This is a genomic window from Wolbachia endosymbiont of Chrysomya megacephala (assembly GCF_008245065.1).
GTDB lineage: Bacteria > Pseudomonadota > Alphaproteobacteria > Rickettsiales > Anaplasmataceae > Wolbachia.
This window is the reverse complement of record NZ_CP021120.1, coordinates 1,045,632-1,068,410: the sequence shown is the minus strand read 5'-3', so window position 1 is coordinate 1,068,410 and position 22,779 is coordinate 1,045,632. Positions and strand designations below refer to the sequence as shown.

17 protein-coding genes and 8 pseudogenes are annotated in these 22,779 nt (G+C 34.6%); 13 read left to right on the top strand and 12 right to left on the bottom strand.

The features are described 5' to 3' along the window. Positions 1–17: 17 nt before the first annotated feature. The 8 genes and pseudogenes from CAI20_RS05135 to CAI20_RS05095 all read left to right on the top strand — a co-directional run. Positions 18–824: pseudogene (locus CAI20_RS05135) on the top strand (IS4 family transposase); the annotation flags it as partial. Positions 825–883: 59 nt separating this feature from the next. Further along, positions 884–1,712 (top strand): annotated as a pseudogene (locus CAI20_RS05130) (IS630 family transposase). A 41-nt stretch (positions 1,713–1,753) separates the two neighbouring features. Next, positions 1,754–2,555 (top strand): annotated as a pseudogene (gene tnpC, locus CAI20_RS05125) (IS66 family transposase); the annotation flags it as partial. A gap of 493 nt (positions 2,556–3,048) precedes the next feature. Then, positions 3,049–4,467, top strand: a complete 1,419-nt coding sequence (locus CAI20_RS05120; RefSeq protein ID WP_012481774.1) for an AAA family ATPase — start codon at positions 3,049–3,051, stop codon at positions 4,465–4,467. Between the two features lie 346 nt (positions 4,468–4,813). Beyond that, on the top strand, positions 4,814–5,149 hold the full coding sequence (locus CAI20_RS05110) for a GPW/gp25 family protein (protein WP_096097272.1): 336 nt from the start codon (positions 4,814–4,816) through the stop codon (positions 5,147–5,149). Positions 5,150–5,151: 2 nt separating this feature from the next. Beyond that, positions 5,152–5,945: pseudogene (locus CAI20_RS05105) on the top strand (baseplate assembly protein). A 162-nt stretch (positions 5,946–6,107) separates the two neighbouring features. After that, on the top strand, positions 6,108–6,857 hold the full coding sequence (locus tag CAI20_RS05100; RefSeq protein WP_019236525.1) for a hypothetical protein: 750 nt from the start codon (positions 6,108–6,110) through the stop codon (positions 6,855–6,857). 104 nt (positions 6,858–6,961) lie between these two features. Then, a pseudogene (locus CAI20_RS05095) lies at positions 6,962–7,603 on the top strand (phage tail protein); the annotation flags it as partial. Between the two features lie 56 nt (positions 7,604–7,659). On the opposite strand, the gene CAI20_RS06795 reads toward CAI20_RS05095, so the two are convergent. Beyond that, positions 7,660–7,788, bottom strand: a complete 129-nt coding sequence (locus tag CAI20_RS06795) for a hypothetical protein (protein WP_256365553.1) — start codon at positions 7,786–7,788, stop codon at positions 7,660–7,662. 50 nt (positions 7,789–7,838) lie between these two features. Between CAI20_RS06795 and CAI20_RS05085 the strand changes: the two genes are divergently transcribed. Next, a complete protein-coding gene (locus CAI20_RS05085) occupies positions 7,839–8,546 on the top strand; it encodes an IS6 family transposase (RefSeq protein ID WP_149168876.1) in 708 nt (235 codons plus the stop codon). A 59-nt stretch (positions 8,547–8,605) separates the two neighbouring features. Here CAI20_RS05085 and CAI20_RS05080 read toward each other — a convergent pair. From CAI20_RS05080 to CAI20_RS05035, 10 genes and pseudogenes are all read right to left on the bottom strand, one after another. Further along, positions 8,606–8,758: pseudogene (locus tag CAI20_RS05080) on the bottom strand (DNA mismatch repair endonuclease MutL); the annotation flags it as partial. A gap of 66 nt (positions 8,759–8,824) precedes the next feature. After that, positions 8,825–9,532: pseudogene (locus CAI20_RS05075) on the bottom strand (IS6 family transposase). Positions 9,533–10,124: 592 nt separating this feature from the next. Next, positions 10,125–10,460 (bottom strand): head-tail joining protein, encoded by a 336-nt coding sequence (locus CAI20_RS05070; RefSeq protein WP_149168903.1) that lies wholly within the window; start codon positions 10,458–10,460, stop codon positions 10,125–10,127. Next, positions 10,460–11,464, bottom strand: coding sequence for a major capsid protein (locus tag CAI20_RS05065; RefSeq protein WP_149168902.1), 1,005 nt, complete (start codon positions 11,462–11,464; stop codon positions 10,460–10,462). The genes CAI20_RS05070 and CAI20_RS05065 overlap by 1 nt, the downstream gene beginning before the upstream one ends. Before the next feature lie 25 nt (positions 11,465–11,489). Next, positions 11,490–11,858, bottom strand: coding sequence for a head decoration protein (locus CAI20_RS05060; RefSeq protein WP_077188124.1), 369 nt, complete (start codon positions 11,856–11,858; stop codon positions 11,490–11,492). 77 nt (positions 11,859–11,935) lie between these two features. Continuing rightward, complete coding sequence (locus CAI20_RS05055) at positions 11,936–12,997, bottom strand: S49 family peptidase (RefSeq protein WP_149168901.1); 1,062 nt, start codon at positions 12,995–12,997, stop codon at positions 11,936–11,938. A gap of 14 nt (positions 12,998–13,011) precedes the next feature. Next, a complete protein-coding gene (locus CAI20_RS05050) occupies positions 13,012–14,433 on the bottom strand; it encodes a phage portal protein (protein WP_149168900.1) in 1,422 nt (473 codons plus the stop codon). A 120-nt stretch (positions 14,434–14,553) separates the two neighbouring features. Continuing rightward, positions 14,554–14,814 carry a type II toxin-antitoxin system RelE family toxin gene (locus CAI20_RS05045; RefSeq protein ID WP_256365557.1) on the bottom strand — a complete coding sequence of 87 codons (261 nt, stop codon included), beginning with the start codon at positions 14,812–14,814 and terminating at the stop codon, positions 14,554–14,556. 30 nt (positions 14,815–14,844) lie between these two features. After that, on the bottom strand, positions 14,845–15,132 hold the full coding sequence (locus tag CAI20_RS05040; RefSeq protein WP_127463630.1) for a hypothetical protein: 288 nt from the start codon (positions 15,130–15,132) through the stop codon (positions 14,845–14,847). A 263-nt stretch (positions 15,133–15,395) separates the two neighbouring features. Next, positions 15,396–16,088 (bottom strand): annotated as a pseudogene (locus CAI20_RS05035) (IS6 family transposase). A 372-nt stretch (positions 16,089–16,460) separates the two neighbouring features. Between CAI20_RS05035 and CAI20_RS05030 the strand changes: the two are divergent. The 3 genes from CAI20_RS05030 to CAI20_RS05020 all read left to right on the top strand — a co-directional run bounded on the left by CAI20_RS05030 (position 16,461) and on the right by CAI20_RS05020 (position 20,139). Further along, positions 16,461–17,264 carry a hypothetical protein gene (locus tag CAI20_RS05030; protein WP_007302848.1) on the top strand — a complete coding sequence of 268 codons (804 nt, stop codon included), beginning with the start codon at positions 16,461–16,463 and terminating at the stop codon, positions 17,262–17,264. Positions 17,265–17,364: 100 nt separating this feature from the next. Next, positions 17,365–18,525, top strand: a complete 1,161-nt coding sequence (locus CAI20_RS05025) for a porin (RefSeq protein WP_007302847.1) — start codon at positions 17,365–17,367, stop codon at positions 18,523–18,525. A 273-nt stretch (positions 18,526–18,798) separates the two neighbouring features. Next, a complete protein-coding gene (locus CAI20_RS05020) occupies positions 18,799–20,139 on the top strand; it encodes a DNA recombination protein RmuC (RefSeq protein ID WP_007302846.1) in 1,341 nt (446 codons plus the stop codon). 32 nt (positions 20,140–20,171) lie between these two features. Here CAI20_RS05020 and CAI20_RS05015 read toward each other — a convergent pair whose 3' ends face one another. Next, positions 20,172–21,278, bottom strand: coding sequence for a D-alanyl-D-alanine carboxypeptidase family protein (locus tag CAI20_RS05015; protein ID WP_012482049.1), 1,107 nt, complete (start codon positions 21,276–21,278; stop codon positions 20,172–20,174). 709 nt (positions 21,279–21,987) lie between these two features. On the opposite strand from CAI20_RS05015, the gene radC reads away from it, so the two are divergent. Then, on the top strand, positions 21,988–22,668 hold the full coding sequence (radC, locus tag CAI20_RS05010; RefSeq protein WP_019078756.1) for a RadC family protein: 681 nt from the start codon (positions 21,988–21,990) through the stop codon (positions 22,666–22,668). Positions 22,669–22,779 lie beyond the last annotated feature (111 nt).

The window sequence follows — 22,779 nt, the reverse complement described above, 5'->3', positions numbered from 1 at the left end:
ATATTGAGGGTATAAAAATGGCAAACAAGGGTAATGAATGGGCTAGAAATGAATTGGGGGATGCTGCACTTGGAGATAAAAGACTGACAGATCGATTAGTAAATATTGCTGATAGTTTAATAAGTTTACCTGAAAGTTCAATCAATCAAGCATGTGGAAGTTGGTCAGAAGCAAAAGCAGCTTATCGTTTTTTTCAAAATGAGAATGTAAAAGGAAGTGATATCTTAACATCGCATATTGCAAAAACTGTTGAAAGAACAAAAACTCATAAAAGGATTCTTGTGATTCAGGATACAAGTTGCATTTCATATATGGGACATGAAAAAATAAGAGGATTGGCAGTTGTTTCAAAAAAACAAAGTAAAGGTATTATGATGCACACAGCTTTTGCGATTAGTACAGAAGGCTTGACATTAGGAATACTAGACCAAAAGCTTTACTCGAGACCATCTATATCTAAAGAAGACCAAGAGCTAGAAAAAAGAAGACGTTGTAGAAACATTAGTATTGAAGATAAAGAAAGCATAAAGTGGCTAGAAAGTTTAAAGAAAACAAATGAAATTATAGATTCAACTCAAACAGAAACTATAACGGTATGTGATAGAGAAGCAGATATTTATGATTTTTTTGAGCTTGCTTACCGTCTTAATTCAGCGGTTTTGATAAGAGCTTGTAGAAACCGAAACGTAAATAAAACATCTAGGTATTCTCGAGAAGAAAAATTATGGCAATTTATAGAAAGGGTTCCTTGTACTGGAAAAGTAGAAGTTGAAATTCCGGCTAGAGATAACAAGCCAAAAAGGATAGCATCTTTAGAAGTTAGAGCACTTCTCATAATAGTCCAAAAAAGGTAAGATATGGATTTATAGTAGTGATGGTAAGCATGCCAGCAGCATATAGTTATGACTTAAGGAAAAAGGTAATGGAAGCATTGGATGAAGGAGAGAGTGGAGAAACTGTTGCCAAGAGATTTAAGATTGGAGAAACAACTTTATATGAGTGGAAGAAAAGACGTGAGAAAACGGGAGATTTTCAATCAAAAAAGCTTGGAAGCGTGGCATAAAATTACCGACTGGAATGCATTTGCCGAATTTGCAAATGAGCAAGGTGGCAAAACTCAGTCAGAGATGCTGGGGCAATATTAGTAGACAAACAATTCATCGAGCACTTAAAAATATAGGATTCACAAGAAAAAAAAGACCTACGGATATAAAGAAAGAAATGAAGAAAAGCGAGCTCAATTTTCAAAGGTTATAGCAACAAAAGAACCTAAAGAATTAGTGTATATAGATGAGTCTGGCATTGATAACACTGAACCTATGGGTATTGCCAGAAAGGACAGCGGTTTTATGCCCTAAAATCTGGAAAGAAAACTCAACGAATTAGCATGGTTGCAGCCTTAAGTGGAAGAAAAATAATTGCTCCGTTAACCTTTAAAGGCCACTGCAATATGGATATCTTTAATAAATGGTTTGAGCAGTTTCTGACACCGATTTTGGAACCTGGACAAACTGTTATCCTTGATAATGCTACTTTTCATAAGTCTAATAAGATTTGCTAAAGGAGTTGGTGCAGAAATTTTATATCTTCCTCCATATTCTCCAGATTTCAACAAAATTGAGCATTATTGGTTTGCTATAAAAAACAGAGCCAGGAAAAACATTCCTCTATTCGAATCCTTTCGTCGTGCTGTTGATTCTGCCTTCCTATGACCTGTTCGGACTATTATGAGAAATGTTATAACCCCAGCATTAACATGAGTATAAGTGTTGGTAGTGTGTCCAACAGCGAAGCAAGGGTCTCATCAAAATGTAAAGAAGTCTATGAACAAATAGAGGAAGAAATGAAAGCAAGCGAAATTTTGCATATTGATGAAATCAGTCACTACAACAAAGGCAAGTTGGGATGGTGCTGGATGTTTGCCAACAATAACGCAAGTCTTATGAAGTTAGCAGATACAAGAGGAATGAGGTTTTTAAAGAATAGTGCATTTTGTGATTACAAAAATCGTGTAATTACCGACAGATATGCAGTTTACAACTACTTCAGTGATGAAAAACGACAAATTTGTTGGGCTCACTTGTTGAGAAATTTCGAGAGGTTATCTCATAGCTGGAATAGTGAAGTAATGAGACTTGGCAATTGTTTAAAAGATGCAGCTAATGGATTATTTGCATTAAAAAATGCTTTGTCAGAAAATGAAATTAGTATTTCAAAGTTCACTAAGCAATCTAAAGAGTTGCGAAGATTTATGCAGTACTGCATGATAAAAATATCTTATATACTTGAAGCAAAAGGAGCTTCACGAACGGTAAAGGGTATTATAAAATCCGAGCCAATGATGTGGACATTTTTGGATGACCCAAAGAATATTCCATTAACGAATAATCATGTTGAACGACAAATACGGCGTTATGTTGTCTATCGTAAGAATTCATATTTTGCACAGTCAGAGCGAGGGAATAGATTCCTTGAGCGGATAATTTCTCTGTATCTCACTTGGAGACAAAAAAAAGTTAAATCCATTTCAAAACCTTTTATCTATTGTCTCTTAAGCCGCACCTCTGAACGGATACCCGTAATTGGGTTTTAAAGCGATTCTACAACCTCAGGGTACAACTATACCACCAAGACCCAAGTTACTCATATAGGGTAGCTTAAAACTCGATTATGAGGTACTTCTAAAGTATCTTTTACCTTAAACTTTCACTTACTAGAAAGAGCCCTGTTCAATTTTATTATGTTTTTTATTCCTTGTAAAATATTTTTTCAAAAAAGTGAACAGTTTTTGTAATTTCGGTGAAACAAGAGCTGGTTTTGGAGGTCTTATTGAAATATAACGACTTTTATCTAAAATTCTTAAGTTGAGTTTTTAGGTAATCTGTATAAATAATTTGTAGATGAAGCTAAAGGAAAAAAGTTTTGCCATAAACATAAGCTACAAAACCCTCTCAATAATTCAAGATGGAGACAAAGATCTAAATTTATTTATTTACGTCTCTAATTTTATCTCGTATAATGGAGACAAAGATTTATATTTTGTGTTTTATGTCTCCATTATTTATTGGTAGAAAAACTGAGTTAAAACAACTACTGGAGCTTACAGAAAAAAATACTGCATCTTTTGTAGTAGTCAAAGGAAGGCGTCGTATAGGAAAAAGTCGTTTAATTCAAGAGTTTGGTAAATACTTCGAGCAATATTACTCCTTTATAGGTTTGCCACCAGAAAAGCATACTACAATGTCCTACCAACTTAATGAATTTTCTAGACAAGTTGCTAGACAATTTAATACATCTTTTGCTAGGTATGATGACTGGAGCGATTTACTATGGGCAGTTGGTGAACGTCTACTATCAGGAAAAACATTATTGCTGTTTGATGAAATTTCTTGGATGGGCTCAAAAGATCCAACCTTTTTAGGCAAAATAAAAAATTTTTGGGATACGCAGCTAAAAAATAATAACAAGTTAATTTTCGTTGTTTGTGGATCAGCTTCATCCTGGATCGAGAAAAATATACTTAGCAGCACTGGTTTCGTAGGGAGAATATCGTTAACTTTAACACTCGGAGAATTATCACTTTCTGATTGCAATGAATTTTGGCCGAAAAATATTTCAGCATATGAAAAATTTAAGGTGCTTGCAGTAACTGGCGGAATTCCAAAGTATTTAGAGGAGGTAAATTTTAAACATAGCGCTGAAGAAAATATTAAAAGGCTTTGTTTTACAAAAGGTGGGTTTTTAGTTGAAGAATTTAATCAAATATTCTCAGATTTATTCATGCGAAAAACGGCTTTTTATAAGCAAATAGTCAGAGCTCTTTCTACTGGAGCTAAAGAACAAGAAGAAATTTGTGCTACTTTAAATATCGTAAGACATGGACGCATTTCTGAGTATCTATATGAACTTGAGCTTGCTGGTTTTATTGCAAAGGATCATACTTGGAGTATAAAAACTGGTACTGATTCACGACTCAGGAGGTACAGACTTCAAGATAATTATTTAAGGTTTTATCTAAAATATATCGAAAAAGATCTAGGAAAAATTAGTCGTGACACCTATTCTATAGGGTTCTTACCAGAGTGGTATACAATTATTGGGCTTCAATTTGAAAATTTGGTGCTGAACAATAGAAAGAGTATACATAATATCTTAGGAATTGATAGAATAATAAGCGAGAATCCATTTTTTCAGAAAAGAACACGTAATAGTGCAGGTTGTCAAATTGATTATATGATTCAAACGAAGTTTAACACTCTCTACATTTGCGAAATCAAATTTTCAAAAGATAAAATTGGTCATTCAATAATACAAGAGTTACAAAAGAAAATAGATGCACTAAATCGTCCAAAAGGCTTTTCATGTCGTCCAGTCCTTATCCACGTTAATGATGTAAGTGATGATGTTATAGATAGTGGTTACTTTTCACACATAATTGATTTTGGAAAATTATTAAATTGTAAGTAATGGTTTTTCTGACTTTAAAATAGTGTCTTTTTAGTTTTTATGTTTATTCTTAACTTATAGAGGTTGCTTATGACTGATACTTTAACTTTAAAAGAGGGAGATATTGAAACGGTTCTGTCGCATCTATAAATTGTGGTACAAGAAGATCGTTAAACTGGGATTATTTTATGTGCTGATAAGGATCAAGAGGATATAGAATATCTTGAACTCGAAGGCTCTAATATTCATGTTGCACAGTATTTAACACAGCTTCCTTCTAAAGAAATTCTTGAAAAGAAGTTGAGAAAGGCTATTTCTATAGCACGTGAAAAACATGCAAGTATTAAGTCAAATCCATGAAAAATATATGAAAGGAATGGATGCTAAAACAGGGAAAGAATTAGAGGGAATAGAGCACTTAAAGCAATCGATAATTGATATACTGACCACTCCTATTAACAGTAGAATAATGAGGAGAGATTATGGGTCAAGATTATTTGAATTGGTGGATAAGCCAATAAATAGAGATTTAACACTTGAGATATATGCAGCAACTGCAGAAGCTTTGGAAAAATGGGAGAGAAGGTTTAAATTAGAGAAAGTGAAGATAACAGAAGTAAAAGAAGGGAGAGTAACATTGAATTTAGAAGGTGTCTATCTTTCAGAAGGTAAGTTCATAAATATTAATGGAGTAGTTGTTTAAAAATGCAGCAGCCAAATATTATCGAACCACTGAACTTTGAGGAAATATTTTTCAGAATGAAAGAAGAGTTAGTGAGTCGGGATGCAAGCTTTACAGGATTGGTGGAAAGTGATCCAGCGATAAAGATTCTGGAGGTAGCAGCATGGCGAGAACTTTTGCTCAGACAAAGGATGAACGAAGCAGTAAAGAGTAATTTACTGAAATTTGCAAAGGGAGAAGATCTTGATAATTTGGCTGAATTTTATGGAGTAGAGAGAGAGAAAAAGAAGAAGAGGATGAAAGATTTAGAAAGAGGGTAAAAGCAAAAATAGCAGGTTGGTCAACAGGAGGAAGTAAGGAATATTATAAATATCATGCACTGTCAGCAGATAGTAGAGTAAAAGATGCACTAGTAGAATCACCTATACCAGGAAAAGTACAAATTTCAATCTTATCAACACAAACTGGCATATTGTCAGAAGAGCTACTAGAAATTGTAAAAAAGCAGGTTACTAGAGATGATATAAGGGTTTTAACAGATACAGTAACAGTAGTTGGTTGCAATATTACGGAAATAGATATTCACAGCAGAGTGAGCGTAAGTTCTTTAATATCAGAGGAAGAAATCAAGAAGCAGTTTATTGAGAAGTTTGAATTAGCAAAAAGATTAGGGTGGAATGTTACAAGATCATGGATAATAGCAAATTTATTTGTAGAGGGTGTAGAAAACGTAGAATTAATCGAGCCAAGAGAGAATGTTGTGGTGCTAGGTAATGAGTGTGCAGTTCTTAGTCATGTTAAATTAGAGGAAATATAGGATTTGAAACGTATTCTTTTACTAGCAAGCACTTTTAAGAAGTTCATAATATTTTTGAATATATTACATTAGCAGTAAATCAATTGACACGATATTACCTCAGATTATATTGTATGTGTGGAGGATACAAAACTTAAATAGGTAACATTAGGGGGTATTTTAATGGCACAGGAACAACAATCAAATGCAAACTTTTGCGGGGCTGTAGGCAGAGCACTACTTTTGCCATTACATGCAATAGTTTATGTGTTTAATCCATGTAACTGGTGTAATTCATCAGATAAGGTTAAAAGAGATGCAAGAGTTGCATTAAAAGAAGTGGTGGATGGCCATCCAAGGGTTTGTTTACACGCAGAAATGTTAAGAAGCAGTGCAGAGTTGGGCATGAAGATCTTGAAAGTTGGATCTGGATTTGTTGCGTTTTCAATACCCAGGTGCTTTTCAAGTAAACTGAAGCAGAAAGAAATTGACGATCTGCAAAGAGAACATCCCAACATCAAGCTTAGTAAGGAAGACAGAACAGCTATTATTGAGATTGATATTGTGGAAATTCAAAGAGGGTTGCATGGCAGAAAAGCTATTATTAACCAAATTGCAAGCAGGATATGTTCAGACCTAAAAGCATTGACACGAGCTGGCATTGAAAAAGTATCATATGGTGATATGAAGCTCATTTACAGTATTGCAAAAGCGTTGCATGATAGCCATAACTATACTAGAAGCGAGGAGAAAGAGATATTCACAAAATCTGATGGTGATATGATAATTTGCATTGCCAACAAAGGTATTGTATCTCTCGGTGGTAGAAATCATAGAATAGAAGATAATAAAAAAAACAGAGTATCTCTCAATGAGCCTGGAAGTAGTATGTCTAATGTAACGGCAAGCAGTTTTTACGTTAAGCAAATTTAGTAACAGATACACTTTTAATGAGGAAATTTCCGTACCAAGGTCAGAACTATCTCTTGTTTACTTATGTATCATATAAGCAAAAGAGTTAGAGCAAGAAAAAGCAAATGAAAAGTTTATTACCGCCAAACGCAACAAAGCAAGAAAAAGTGCTAGTAGAAGCAATCGACTACAAAGTTAATCCAAGTTGCATCAGGGAATTTAAATTTAGTCTCAAAGATGAAATACTGCCGTGGTTGATTGAGGAATATGAATTGGGGGAAATTCTACGTTGGATAAAGGATAAAAGAAAAGCCGTAGTAGAAGGAGTAAAATTTCAAAGACTGAGAGGAACTCCAGCATCACTCAAAATAGCACTAAAGTGGGCGAATATAGAAGATATTACAATTATTGAGGAGCCATCTGGCAAGCACTTTTTTGAATTACAGATAGGAATAAAAGATGTTCCAAATGACTTTTTTGTAGATGCAGTAGTAGAACTTGCAAAACTATCGTTACCAGCAAGATCGCGGCTAATGAGGATTTTCAATGATCACTATAACGTTGATAGGTTTATATTAGATGAAAGCTTTTTTGGAAATTTGTTATCGGATTACTCAGGGATAAAAATTGAAAAAGATGGACCAGTATTATCGTTTGGAAGAGTAAATTTTTTCAGGTCTAGTGGTCCAGTTATTAGGATTATAGAAAACTATCTACGCGATCATTATGAACGAGCTTTAAGCAATGATATATATCGCCTAGAGGTTCTGTCGCATCTATAAATTGTAGTACAAGAAGATTGTAAAAACTGGAATTATGAGAGTTATAGAGCCATTAACATAGCAAAATTTTCAAAAGTAGAACCATTATCATTAGCTTTAATAATTTGTCTTTTTTGAATCATACGAATATTTTCGGTTCTGTCGCATCTATAGAGCGAAGTCAGTTTCATTTGTAGGAAAATAGAAAAGAAGTAATATAATCATCTTTAAAAAAGCAAAGATGTTGCGTATTAGTCCAAAATTATTGCCCTATTTCAAAGGATTTAGCTTTTCAGCAGAGATAATAATGTTATCAGTATACATGAAGTGTCGATTTTCTTTGAGCTATCGAGATTTGGAAGAAATGATGAGTATAAGAGGAGCGAAAATTGATCATGCTACGCTACAAAGGTGGATTATCAGATTTGTGCCACTGATAGATGAAGAGTTGAGGAAAAGGAAGAAGCAGGTTGGCAGTAGCTGGAGAATGGACGAGACCTACATAAAATTAAACGGTAAATGGGTTTATCTATACAGAGCACTAGATAGTCTCGGCAATACTGTAGACTTTCTGCTGTGTACTCGTAGAGACAAGTCTGCAGCACTTGCATTCTTTCGTAAAGCCTTTAGAAGGAATAATCTTCCTGAGAAAGTAGTAATTGATAAAAGCGGCAGTAATATTGCTGCTCTTGATGACTTGAATACGGAAATTCCTGAACCTTATAGAATCACGGTTTTTCAAGTAAGATATCTAAATAATATTGTTGAACAAGATCATAGATTTATCAAAAAATTAATAAAACCAATGCTTGGGTTTAAAAGCTTCCATTCTGCAAAGATTACCATCACAGGCATAGAAAATATTCGTATGATTCAAAAAAGACAAATTATTAAAGCTAATGATAATGGTTCTACTTTTGAAAATTTTGCTATGTTAATGGCTCTATAACTCTCATAATTCCAGTTTTTACAATCTTCTTGTACTACAATTTATAGATGCGACAGAACCATTTCAATATATGTACCTTGCAACAAAGAACAAGGGGTAATCTCTCTTATTTTTTCTCCTCCCTCATATCTTATAGACCATGCTTCCTTTGCTCCACTTGCCTTGGATGATAATTTCATTCTGCTTACTGCTGCAATTGAAGGTAAAGCTTCTGGTTCGGTTCTGTCGCATCTATAAATTGTAGTACAAGAAGATTGTAAAAACTGGAATTATGAGAGTTATAGAGCCATTAACATAGCAAAATTTTCAAAAGTAGAACCATTATCATTAGCTTTAATAATTTGTCTTTTTTGAATCATACGAATATTTTCTATGCCTGTGATGGTAATCTTTGCAGAATGGAAGCTTTTAAACCCAAGCATTGGTTTTATTAATTTTTTGATAAATCTATGATCTTGTTCAACAATATTATTTAGATATCTTACTTGAAAAACCGTGATTCTATAAGGTTCAGGAATTTCCGTATTCAAGTCATCAAGAGCAGCAATATTACTGCCGCTTTTATCAATTACTACTTTCTCAGGAAGATTATTCCTTCTAAAGGCTTTACGAAAGAATGCAAGTGCTGCAGACTTGTCTCTACGAGTACACAGCAGAAAGTCTACAGTATTGCCGAGACTATCTAGTGCTCTGTATAGATAAACCCATTTACCGTTTAATTTTATGTAGGTCTCGTCCATTCTCCAGCTACTGCCAACCTGCTTCTTCCTTTTCCTCAACTCTTCATCTATCAGTGGCACAAATCTGATAATCTACCTTTGTAGCGTAGCATGATCAATTTTCGCTCCTCTTATACTCATCATTTCTTCCAAATCTCGATAGCTCAAAGAAAATCGACACTTCATGTATACTGATAACATTATTATCTCTGCTGAAAAGCTAAATCCTTTGAAATAGGGCAATAATTTTGGACTAATACGCAACATCTTTGCTTTTTTAAAGATGATTATATTACTTCTTTTCTATTTTCCTACAAATGAAACTGACTTCGCTCTATAGATGCGACAGAACCACTCCTCCCTTTCGGTTGATAAATAATTAAAACTAAATAACTCAGCCCCTTCGCTCCATTTCCATTACAGAAACTTCTTCGCTACTACGAGCCGATCCGCCCCTGTTTTCCGCATCGGTACTCTCATCCTTAGAGTTTAGCTCCTCGAATTTCTCCCTTATCATCGAAACGACAGGTTCCCGCAGTTCCACACAATAGCCTAAAATAGATTCACGCCACCTCTATGCCGGACGCCACCTATCCAGTAAACAAGTTCCTGATAGGTTTATCCCAAGAGATTCAGGAGCCCATGGTTTTGACGTCGTCTTTGGAATTTCGACACTTCATCAGTGGTTCATTTTCATTCGCCTCTCTATTTTACACATGATGCATAATTGCACCTTTTCCATAACGCTCACTACCATAGCTCTTTACCACAGCAGCTTATGGCTGTTTGAAGCCTATTCTTGCAAACCGACTTCAAGGGGCCCACCCTCATCTATTGTGCAGCTTTGCACTTAGTTTGCTCATTTTTTTTTAAGCATTCTTTGTGTCTCTACGGCACACCCTTGAATTTTCCATATTTTACTTGAAGAATCTTTTAACGGCGGTTCAAAAATCTTGTAGAACCTTTTTTCAATCTTGATATAATCACCTATGCTAAAGGAAGTAACGTCCTGATCACGTATTTCTATAGAAGCAATTTGATGAGTTAATGCTCCATCTGCACCTAAAGAATACGTAGTATCGGGACGTTTAATTAGCACTTTTATTTTACGAATACCTTCCTTATTTCGATTACAATATATGGCTTCCACTCCTAGATGATCAAAACAATCCTCTAATAATCTTCCTATATTCATCAACTAGAACTAATTTTTACCAAAACTCCCGGACGATGGCACATTGGCAATGGATTCGACTGCGTATGCAAATCAGTTCCTCTATCAAATCTTCTTGGCTCTTGTTTTGCATAGAGTGGCTGACCAAGCGTATTCACTGTCTCATTAAAGTCTGCTGGTGCAAAATATGTTGTAAATGTACTTGCTGTTCCTACTGGAAAACAGTGACCTGTATCTTTCTCAATAAATCTTCTCACGGTTCCTTCAGGGTCAGTTGCTTGCCCTCTATATTCTTCAAATGTTATTCCACAGAATGTAAATCCTGATCTCATATCATTTCGAAGTGCTGCTCCTTCTTGCCATCTCTCATATGCTTCTTTTACTTTAGCATGAGAAGTTAGTGCATCAAAAAACTCAGGGCTTACCAGTGCATGAATCCCGGTCATATATTCACCACTTAAGTTGTCTTCAATATGCCGCAATACTTCCAGACACTTACGTTTTACATCAGTTGTTGCTGTTCCCAGGGCAAAATTTACTACTTTTGGTGTTATTTCAAATTCGTTGTACAGATTTAATAATTCTGACCCATCAGCATCTAAAATTATTCCTTTGAGCGCTCCCATTCGCAAATGCTCTAATGTTATTGCATGTTTGTTTCTCATTAGCTGCAAATGATCAGTTATTACATCTGCCAGCGCTTTCAGTTCACTCTCTGATCCAAATGCCCTTATTCCTTGTACTTCTTCTGGCAGCACTACATCATCATGCGGAATGTGCGGAATCGTAAATGTTCTTACCTTTCTTTTTCCTCTTTTTCCTACTGTTGCTGGTGCTCCGGGTACTTGCGTTGGTAGTAAACTTAACACTCCGTTGTGTTCTTCTATCGTAATATGTCTAAATCTTACTGACCTACTTGGAAACAAATTTAAATTTTCAACACGTCCATAATTTATCGGCAATATATTCATCGCATTTGTTAGTGCCGTCATGCTAAATGCTGTATTCGTAAATGGATTTTGCATTCTTTTTTCCCCTTATTAATTTAAGTTACACTCCCTTGCGGACAATGATCCCTCGTCCTTCAAGTTGCTTTATTGCTGCAGCTTTTTGCTCTTCAGTGATACCTGTTGGCCACACAATTGCATGATCTGCTAGCATTGCTATACGTGTAATGATTACTGCTTTGGCATTTTCTGTCGCATTTACATCACTTACTATCGCACCTATTGCTGTTTGTGTACCATCTGTTGCAGTTGGATTTATTATCTTAATCATGTTATCCTTATCACTACCAACAACTGTACCAAGTTTAAGATTTTGTCCCTTGGCTACCGTTATTTGGTCTCTTGAATATAGACTTGATGCCTCATACTTTAATAAGTCACCTAGATTATTTTGTTCGATTATACAACTCATAAAATTTCCTCATTTATTTTCCCCTTTAGTTTTACCGCCATGTTTGTAATTGTTGTACGCGGCGGTTATAAAAAAACTTAAATACTTGATTGCGCTCTAGTCCTTGCTACCTCCATCATCAACTCTTCTCCTGAATTCTGCGGTATTGCACTCAGTATCTCTGTCTTTTTCGTTCTCTCTGCAAGTAATTCCATTAAAACTTCCCTGGCTTGCTCAATACTTACGCCTTGCTCTATAAATTCTTCTATTTTCTCTGGCATTCGTGATAAGTTACATAAACGTATTAATTCAAGAACTTCAGTACGATACTTAGTTAAATTATCAGTTTCTAGGTCAGTTGTAGTTTGTTCATTCATAGTAATACTCCTGTTTTTATTAATAGATGAAAGAATTGTAATTCCATCTGCAAGACCTATTTCTATTGCTCTCTCGCCAAAATATAGCCCTGCCTCCGTTGATCGAATCTTTTCAATTGAAAGACCTCTGTTCCTCGCTATTAGCTGCACAAACATTTCATATAGTCGGTCTATTTCTTTTTGTAAGCTTTCCAGACTTTCAGACGTCATTGGCTCATGTGGATTTAAATCATTTTTTCTACTTCCTGCAAATACTGTGGTATATTTTATTCCACATTTTTCATTAAATCCACTTTGATCTATATGACTTGCAATTACCCCTATGCTTCCTACTCCTGAGGTTCTGCTCACAAATACCTTTTCAGCGCTAGAGGCTATAGCGTACGCAGCAGAATATGCATCATCATTTGCTATCGCTATTATCCTCTTTTTTGCTCTTGATTCATAAATAAAGTCAGCTAGGTCAAATATACCGTTTACCTCTCCTCCGGGGCTATCTATATCAAGCAGAATAGTTTCTATATCTTTGTTTGATAATGCTTCTTCTATTTCTTCTTGAATTTTCTCATATGATGTCATTCCCAGAAAGACGTCAAAAGCTCCTGGTTTTTTGGTCAAAATTCCATGTATTGCTATTACTGCTGTTTTTTCTATATTCTGATTTACTGCATGTTTTATATTTTTCAAGATAGGTTGTTTTCCGTTATATAGTGACAACAGGTCAAAGCTTTTTTGCTCTATCATCATCGGCCTACATAGCCAGTTGGTTTGTAAAATTTCCATAAAGTAAACGAGATTTATTTTGTTTGTGTCCTGACATCAGAATCAAAGAAAAGGTTGAGAGAATTAGCACGCTTTTTATCTTCTGCTATTTCTTGGTCAATTTCTTCTACATCGTAACCCATTTCTGATACTACTTCCGATCGACTCTTAAATCCATTCCTTACTACCATTTGTTGTGCTTGCTGATCTTTCAGTGGATCGACCCAATCAAACCCTTGTGCTATCCATTTTACTTCTTTTTTTGCTCCTTCTTTTCCCTTTGTCCATTCTTCACCTATGTCTAGTTCTCCAGAAAGTAGTCCTAACTCTAACCATCTATCCCATATAGGACGGCAAAACTGAAATACCATTATGTTATGCTGTAACATTGTACATCTCCTACGAAACTCTATTAATCCTGCTCTAATTGATGAATAATTAACACCTGTTAAATCTCCTGTTAGTTGCTCATATGTTATCCCTGTACCAATCGCTATTGCCCTGAGTTGCTGTCTTATAAACGCTTCATAACTTCCTCCAACATCTGACGGTTCTGAAAATTTTATGTCTTCTCCTGGGTCTAAAAGCTGCATTGTTCCAGGTTCCAGGCCAGATAGTGCTACTCCTTGCTCACTTGCTTCACCTTCTCCCATGATATTTGCTTCTGGATCGAGTCTCGTAATAAATCCAGCAAACATTGCTGCAGTTTTCTTTCTCACCAGCTCTGCATCATCATATTGATCAAGCTCATAAAGCTTCAGCAGTATATTAGAAAGCCAAGGCTCCCCTCTGATTTGCCCAGGTCTTAATGGTCTATAAATATGTAAAACATCATTTGCTGGCACTCTCACTGATTCACCAAACGAGCCTTCACCAGGGTGTTCTTTAAATAGGTAATATGCTTCTCTTTGCCCAAGCTTGTTAAACTCAATCCCGTTTCTTATTACATTACCATTTCCTAAAGTTTGATTTGTTTTATTATCTAAATGTTCAGACTCAAGTACTTGCAGTTGTAATGGCACAGAAAATCTGTCTTCCAGCTTTCTCGTTCTTAAACGTACAAAACATTCTCCTCCCTCTATCATACTTCTGCATACTAGAGCTTGTAATCCATAAAAATCACTTACTCCGTTACTATCTGCTTCATCTGTCCATTTTAGCCATAATTCTTGCACTTTCTTTCGAAACTCCCCATTTCTTGCTTTTGATTGTGGTTTTATTCCTGTTCCAATAGAGTTACTTACTATTGTATCAATAATATTTGCTGCATATGGATTTTTTCTCACCATATCACGTGATCTACTACGTAAAGTTTCAAGGCTTTGAGACAGCAAATTGTTTATACTTCCTAACTCTGGTTGAAAGTGAAAAAATCTTCTTCCTGAGCCTGCTGCATCCCATGCTGAGCTTTTTATCTTTGGCTTACTAAATAGTTGTTTGAATGATTTTAATAACATTTTGCCTCTTTGATTATGCAGCAGTTTGTTGCACAATTTTACATTAAAAAATTACAGCAAGCTGCTGGAGAGTCTGGCTGTTAACACTTATGCATGAGGCTCTTGCACAAATACCAACGCTTATTTTGGGCTGCGTTCATAAATGTCCTTCCGATGTCCCATTGCAGTAATAGTTACTGTGTGTTTTAAGTAGTTTATCCTATAAATTACACGATAATCACTTACTCGTATCCTAAAATACCCTTTGAATTCATGCGATAATGCTTTACCTATTGCTTTAGGGTTGGTTGCAAGACGACTATCTACAGCTCTTCTCACTCTAGATCTTATCGTTTGTGGTAATGCAAGAAAGTCCTCCTCAAGAACTCTTTTTGAATAGATAATATCGTATCCCAGCTTGTATCTCCACCTTTAGACTGTTTTTGCAGATAATATTCTATTCCAATCTACATCCTCACTTCTAATTTCTTCATCACCTCTAGCATCACGCTCAAGAGAAAGCTTAGCCAACTTTATATCTACTTCATCTATTTTATCATCTTCTTCAGATAATTTGCTTGCTTCAATTTCTTCTTCCACTAGGTCCTTTACAACTTCTCCTATAGTTCTATTTTGAACTTTTGCCATTTCTATAAGGTAGTGAGCAAATTCCCCCTCAAAATTTACATTAACATTAAGCCTTTCTTGACTTTGATCCATATTTTAACTAGAAAATACCAATTTTAAACTATAACATTTTTACACAATTTTGTCAATCCCCTTACTTGTCGCAATCACAATTCTTCTCTTCGGTCTCACACCTGCAACTTTCAGTTCAGCTTTAATACGTTGTCTTAAGTTTAGTAAATCATTTATCTGAACTTCAGCATACCTCACAACATGGTCACCATATGCAATTGATACGGTTCTGTTGCATCTATAAATTGTGGTACAAGAAGATCGTTAAACTGGGATTATGGGAGTTATAGAGCAATTAGCATAGCAAAATTCTCAAAAGTAGAAACATTATCATTAGCCCCGATAATTTGTCTTTTTTGAATCATACGAATATTTTCTATGCCGGTAATGGTAATCTTTGCGGAGTGGAAGCTCTTAAAACCAAGCATTGGCTTTATTCGTTTTTTGATAAATCTATGATCTTGTTCGACAATATTATTTAGATATTTTATTTGAAAAACCATGATTCTACAATCTTCAGAAATTTCTGTATTCAAATCATCAAGAGCAGCAGTATTACTGCCGCTTTTATCAATTACTACTTTCTCAGGAAGGTTATTCTCTCTAAAGGCTTTACGAAAGAACGCAAGTGCCGCAGACTTGTCTCTACGAGCACACAACAGAAAGTCTACAGTATTACCAATAGTGCTCTGTATAGATAAACCCATTTGCCGTTTAATTTAACGTAGGTCTCGTCCATTCTCCAGCTACTGCCAACCTGCTTCTTCCTTTTCCTTACCGCTTCATCTATCAGTGGTGATAACCCACCTTTGTAACGTAGCATGATCAATTTTTGCTCCCCTTATACTCAGCATTTCTTCCAAATCTCGATAGCTCAAAGAGAATCTACATTTCATATATACAGATAACATTATTATCTCTGCTGAAAAGCTAAATCCTTTGAAATATGGCAATAATTTTGAACTAATACGAAACATCTTTGCTTTTTTTTTAGATGATCATATCACTTCTTTTCTACTTTCCTACAAATGTTACATACCAGGATTTATAGATGCGACAGAACCCCTTCATACGAGGAATCGTGTTCATCACCACCGTCATACGAAGAATCGTGTCACAGTAGTTTAGGTTATATTCAATCATCTAATCCAATACAGCAAAATCAGTTGTTGTGATGAAGGTATTAAAGAAAACAAGCAAAATTACATTTGTAATTTTGCTTCCTTTATCATCACTTAGAAATAGCTGGTTATGTTATGCTTGCCTATACTTGATTAAGTATATCAATAGGTAAATAAATCTTAATACAACTTTATTATACTGGTAAATACATTTTATAGAATGAAAGCATGGAAGATTTTATAACGGCAAGAAGGAAAGATGATGCTGTGATATCTGTTTCTCAGGATAATGAGAAAAAAAACGTGTTAATCTTGGGACTCAATCAAGCAGCAAGGAATTTATTAAAATGTGAAGAAGGGAATTTACTTAATAAGCCGTTAATCAATATTTTAAGTGCAAGAGCAGCTGAAGATATGAAAAGCTATTTGGAGTATACTGAAGATGGGCGCGATTTGCCCGATATATTGCCAAAAGTGATAGGCTTTTCTTTAATCGACGCTAAAGGAGAAGATATAAAAACAAAGGTAAAAGTTTTTCGCACAACGCAATTTACTAATAGCAAGATTAATTATGAGCTATTGATACGTGACATTAGCCTGTTTCATAAGCTAGCAATGTTTAGGGATAAATATCTGATGGGTAAGAAATATAGAAAACACAACTTGTTTGATATACCAGACAATGATTCAACGATTTTGGAGTTATATGTCATATTGAATTTTGCCTTTGAATATCAAATTAATGCAGTTATAGGAATAATAGGTTTAAACAGCAGTTGTAATAAGGAAAATGATACACTAAAAATTATCATAGAACATTTTTATAAAAATTGCCGTAGTGATGATTTTTTAGGATGTATTGATGAGAATAAGGTACTTTTTATTTTGATGAACTGTGATGCAAATAACACATCTAAAATAGTTAATCGTATACATTCTTCCATTAACAAGCAGTTATTAAAGCGAAAACTATCAAGCATATCAATTATTTATGGAAATATAATTCAAAAACATAGTGTGAAGAATGCTTAAACGCTTTTGTCATTAATTGGTTTGTAGTATCTAAGTTCTACACAATATAAGGATTGTTTTTTATTTCTGTTAAGCTTATATTAAGAATTTAAGCTTACCTATGAGGTTACTAATCACACTATTTTTATCATTACTTGTGGGAGGAAGTGCTAACGCTAGGGTAATTCTGGATAAGGAGATGTTTTATGTAGAACTAGATGGAAAAGTAGATTTAAGATTTGGCTACGCTTTCAATAAAGATTCTTTTAGCTCTACAAAAGACAAGACCTCAAGCTATTCAGACCTGCGCTTTCTTTATTTGCAGCAAGTTTATCCAAATACACAACTGGGGTTTAATGTTAAGGTAGGAGTTTCTGGTATTGCAAACTTAAAGGCACTAGACATAGAAAAGTTAGAAATGGAGAAGTGGTATTTTATCATAAAGAACCAGGAATTTGGATCAATTGAATATGGTAAAGGAAGTTTAGTTAGTCAGAGTATGTTAATTAACACTTCAAAAATTTACACAGCTGCCGGAGGAATAAATGGTCATTGGACAAATTACTCAAATTTGCGCGGTAATGAAAAAAAAGATAATGATCCTGGGTATGATAAAGATGAGGTATTTTGGGTAAAACCCAATATTTACAGCGACTATAATGGACTAGAGCTGAAGTTAAAACAACCAACGATAAACTATATTTCTCCTGAAATCTATAACTTTCAACTTGGACTCAGTTATGTTCCAGGAAAAAATAATTTGCAATATAACAATCTAATAGCCGCTGGTCTTTCCTATAAAAATGGCTTATCAGATGAAATAAATTTTACTACTGCTTTTACTGGTGAGTTTGCAAGAGAAAATTTAACTGATTGCTCGGATGGTACTTCTGAAAATTATAAATGCCGTAATCAATTGCTACACTGGAATTTTGGCTTGAAGCTAAAACTTTTTGAACTTGATTGCATTTTTTCGTACGGTAATGGCGGTAAATCTGGTGAGAAACGTAGTCCTGAAACAAGTAATATGAATTATATAAATGCAGGTGTTGCTTATCATTCTGATTCTCGTAAAGTGAGCTTAACATATTTTAGTAGTAGCAGGGATATTGTAGGCAAAGGTACAAACGAATTAACATCACAGGCTTTCAGTCTTGAATATCCATTAGCTCTTGGCACTTCATACTACTTCGATATTGTAAAATTTAGTACCAAAGAACCTGAAATCGAAAGTAATAACTCCGGGTATGTGCTTTTGGCTGGGCTGAAGCTAAGTTTTTAATGAAATAACCGGTTTGTAAGTGTTGTAATGTGGTAAATAGTAAGCAATGAGAGTAAAATCGAGTTGTTAATATATGTGCTATTTGATATGATAAAAATAACTATTATATAAGATTTTTAATAAAAAGACATTATGTCACTAATCCAAGTGTAGGCGATTATTAATTAGTAAACCAAATCCTTCACAAAAGAGTACCTCATTTGATTCTCTTTTTTCTTTTTTATATATAGAAAAATTAGATAGTATTGTGAGTGCGGTTTTTTCTGTATTCTGATGCTTCTCAATTCTATAGTTCTCGGGTTAAATTTTCTTTTTTTACTGTTATTTCTCTTTTTCGTCGTAAAAAAGAATAGAAAGCTAAGTGAGGAGAAAGCAAATCTTGAACTTAAATTAGAGCGTGAGCTTCAAGAGGCAAAGCGAACTTTACTGAATAAGGATGAAGAGATAGTTGGGTTGAAAGTCAAAAAAGCAGAGCTTGAAGTAATTCTACAAAAAGAGCGTGAGGAAAAGAAAAAGGAAATAGAATTACTAACAAAAGCAGAGGAGAGGCTTACAAACACTTTTAAAGCTCTCTCTCTTGATGCTTTGCAGGTAAACAACAATAATTTTCTGAATTTAGCGAAGGAAGTAATCGATAGTAAGCTAAAAGAAACAGAAAGTGATTTCAAAAAAAGGCAAGCAACGATCAACGAAGTTGTCACTCCAATAAAAGAAAAGTTAGAAAAATTCGATAGTGAAATACGTGACCTAGAGAAGGAGAGGGTAGGGGCCTATGAAGGTTTAAGGGAGCAAATTGGAGCATTAATGAGTCAAACTTCTAGCCTTGCTAACGCCCTGAGGAAGCCTCACATTAGGGGAAAATGGGGTGAAATGCAGCTAAAAAGAGTAGTAGAAATGGCGGGAATGATTGAATATTGCGATTTTTTGACTCAAGCTTCAGTAATTGATAAAAATGAGGACAATTTGTTGCGTCCTGATTTGATAATAAAAATGCCATCAGGAAAGCAAATAATAATAGATGCTAAAGTACCACTTGATTCTTACATGGATGCTATGTCGCAAAATGATTTACAGATACAAAAGGAAAAATTGAAGAATCATTCTCTGGCAATAAAAAAACATATAAATGATCTAGGCAGAAAGGAATATTGGAACCAATTTGAAAATACGCCAGAGCTTGTGGTACTTTTTTTAACAGGGGAAGGGGTTTTCAGTGCAGCACTAGAATGTGAACCAGCTTTGATAGAAATTGGAATAGAAAAAAAAGTAATTATTGCAACACCAATCACTTTAATCGCGCTACTTAGGGCAGTAGCCTATGGATGGAAGCAAGAGATGATAGCTGAAAATGCAAAGAAAATAAGTGAACTAGGCCATATTTTATATGAGCGAATCTGCACAATGGGCGAAAATTTTGATAATTTACGCAGAAGCTTAAAAAGTGCTGTTGATCATTACAATAAAACTGCTGGTTCGCTTGAGGCAAGAGTGTTTCCTGCTGCCCGAGAATTCAATAAGCTTGGTATACATGCAAAAAATAAAGAACTCACTGCTGCAAAAGAGTTGGAATCTTTACCACGCAGTTTACATGCTGAGAGGTTGAAAGTAGATTAGTATTTCAGGTCTCCTTAACTTACATTTGCTGATTAAAACAACTTTCTAAAAATTTTTTTTATATAGCTCAATTTCTGCACATCATTTGCTGTATAAACAGGTATAGTTTGTTGCTCAGTACCAGGTATTTCTACAAAAATTTTGCCCACTTCTTGACCTTTTTTAATTGGTGCGGGTACCATATCTTTATACTCAATACGCACTTTAATTTTATCATGTAATCTGCGGTTATAAGTTATGGTAACATCGTTTGCAACTGTAACGGGCACCTTTTTATCTTTTCCATAAACAATATTTATTTCTTCAACTACGCTATCCTTAGCAAATATTTTCTTGGTATTAAAATGATTTAAGGAATATTGTATTAGTCTTTTTGCTTCCTCTATTCGCTCTTTCTCGGTATCCAAACCATTCACAACAGCAAAAATTCTCCTATCGTTCCGTTTTGCAGATACTATAATTCCATAACCACCAGCACTTGTATGACCTGTCTTTAGACCATCAACTCCAATATCATGGAAAAGTAAAAGATTTTTATTTTTTTGTACAATATCGTTATATGTCAAATATTGTTCAGAGAATAGATCATAGTATTCAGGAAAATCAGTAAAAATCCTTTTTGCCAGTGTTACCAAGTCTTTTGCGCTCATAAAATGGTTTTCATCTGGCCACCCGCTTGAGTTAACAAAATGACTATCATTAAGATTTAAATCTTGTGCAACTTCATTCATTTCAGCAACAAAATTCTCTTCTGATCCTGCGATACCCTCGGCTAGCGCTATGCATGCATCATTACCTGAGGCAATTGTAATTCCTTCAAGTAGTTCTTTTACCGTAACAAATTGACCTTCTTTCAAAAACATAGAAGAGCCTTTCCTTTCCCATGCTTTTCTACTTACTCGAAATTTATCTTCCATTTTTATTATTCCAGCTTTTAGATAGTCAAAAGCTACATATAAAGTCATTAACTTACTCATTGAAGATGGGGCCATTTTTTCCCTGGAATTGTGTTCAAAAATGAACGAGTCTGAAGCTAAATCTAAGACAATTGCTTGCTTTGCTTTGGTTCTAAACTGATATGAGTATGAGTAAAAAGGAAATATAAAAATTAATAGCAAAGTTACTAATTTGCTTAACATATTTATAATTTTAAATTTATAGTGTACTAATTAATAGTATGATTTTGCACGAGCATTTCAATAGATCTCTCGCATAAAACTTCCTTGACAAACTGCGCCAGCCCCCTTATTATGACAATAAGAGTATTTATCCTTGTTTTCGATCCGCGCGGGTTCAACAACAAAAATTCAGTAAAAAACTCAGATATTTATTGGCAAATTACATAAAAATTATAGCGGCTGCATGTCTTTTTTATTTTTTCTACATTCAGCCAAAACGCGCTTATTTTAAGCGTTAGCACATTATTACAGCGCCAATTTACATTATTATAGGGTCAAAACTCGTTACACGGGGATTTTTTTGCCTTTTTTTTTCGCTTGGTAAATTTCTTAACATTTACAGCTAAAGCTTCAGGCCAGCACTTGATGCTGGAAATTTTTTGAGCACAAAAGTTATGCTAGGTTTTTGTTGGTAAGAAACCAGTGTCAAGCACTGGGATGACATAGAAGGAGCACTGGGATGACATAGAAGGAGCACTGGGATGATATATAGAAGGGACACTGGGATGAGGCTACTTGAATGACAAGAAGGAGGGAGCAGGGGATGACAAGAGAGGGGCTACTTTCATTTGCTGTCTTCAAAAATTTACAATTATGCTTCATGTGTTTTATTAAATATTTTACTTAAAAATTCAATTTCTTATTATAAGAGATAAGCAATTCATGAATAATGAAAGATTACAAAAAAGGTCATAGAAAGCGCCTAAGAGAGAGAATTATTTTAGATAACGGACAATCATTGCTTGATTATGAGATTTTAGAACACATTTTATATTCAGCATATAGTAGAATCGATGTAAAGCCAGTAGCAAAGAGTTTGATAGAAAATTTGGGCAGTTTAAATAAAGTTTTTAATGCCGATTTAGAAGCACTGCAAAATATTGAAGGAGTTAATAATGCAGCCATATCTGCTATCTTTTGTGTGAAACAGGCTTTTGTTCGTTCTGCACGAGAAGAAATAAAGGACCTACCTATAATCAATAACTGGGAAAATTTGCTTGATTATTTAAAAGTAAGTATAGGAAGCCTTAATAAAGAAAATTTTCGCGTCATCTATATGAATAAAAGATATCGTCTAATAGCGGAAGATCTGCAGAACTTTGGTACAGTAGATCAAACTCCTATTTACGTTAGAGAGATCATAAGACGCGCTCTTTTGATTGGCTCAACATCGATTGTAATATCCCACAATCACCCAAGTGGAGATATACAGCCTTCAAGTAGCGATATGTTTCTCACTAGACAGCTTGCAGAAGCTTGCAAAAGCATAGGAATAGAATTAATAGATCATATTATTATCACATTTAGTAGCTATTTTAGTTTCAAGGAAAATAGGCTTTTATTAGAGTAGATCTAAAATTGCTTTTGCCATTTTTCTTATTATGAAAGTAAAGCTATACATGAGGTGGTTGCCAGTGGAACAAAAATTTTCCTTCTGGAAGACAATGTGTGATTTAGGTAG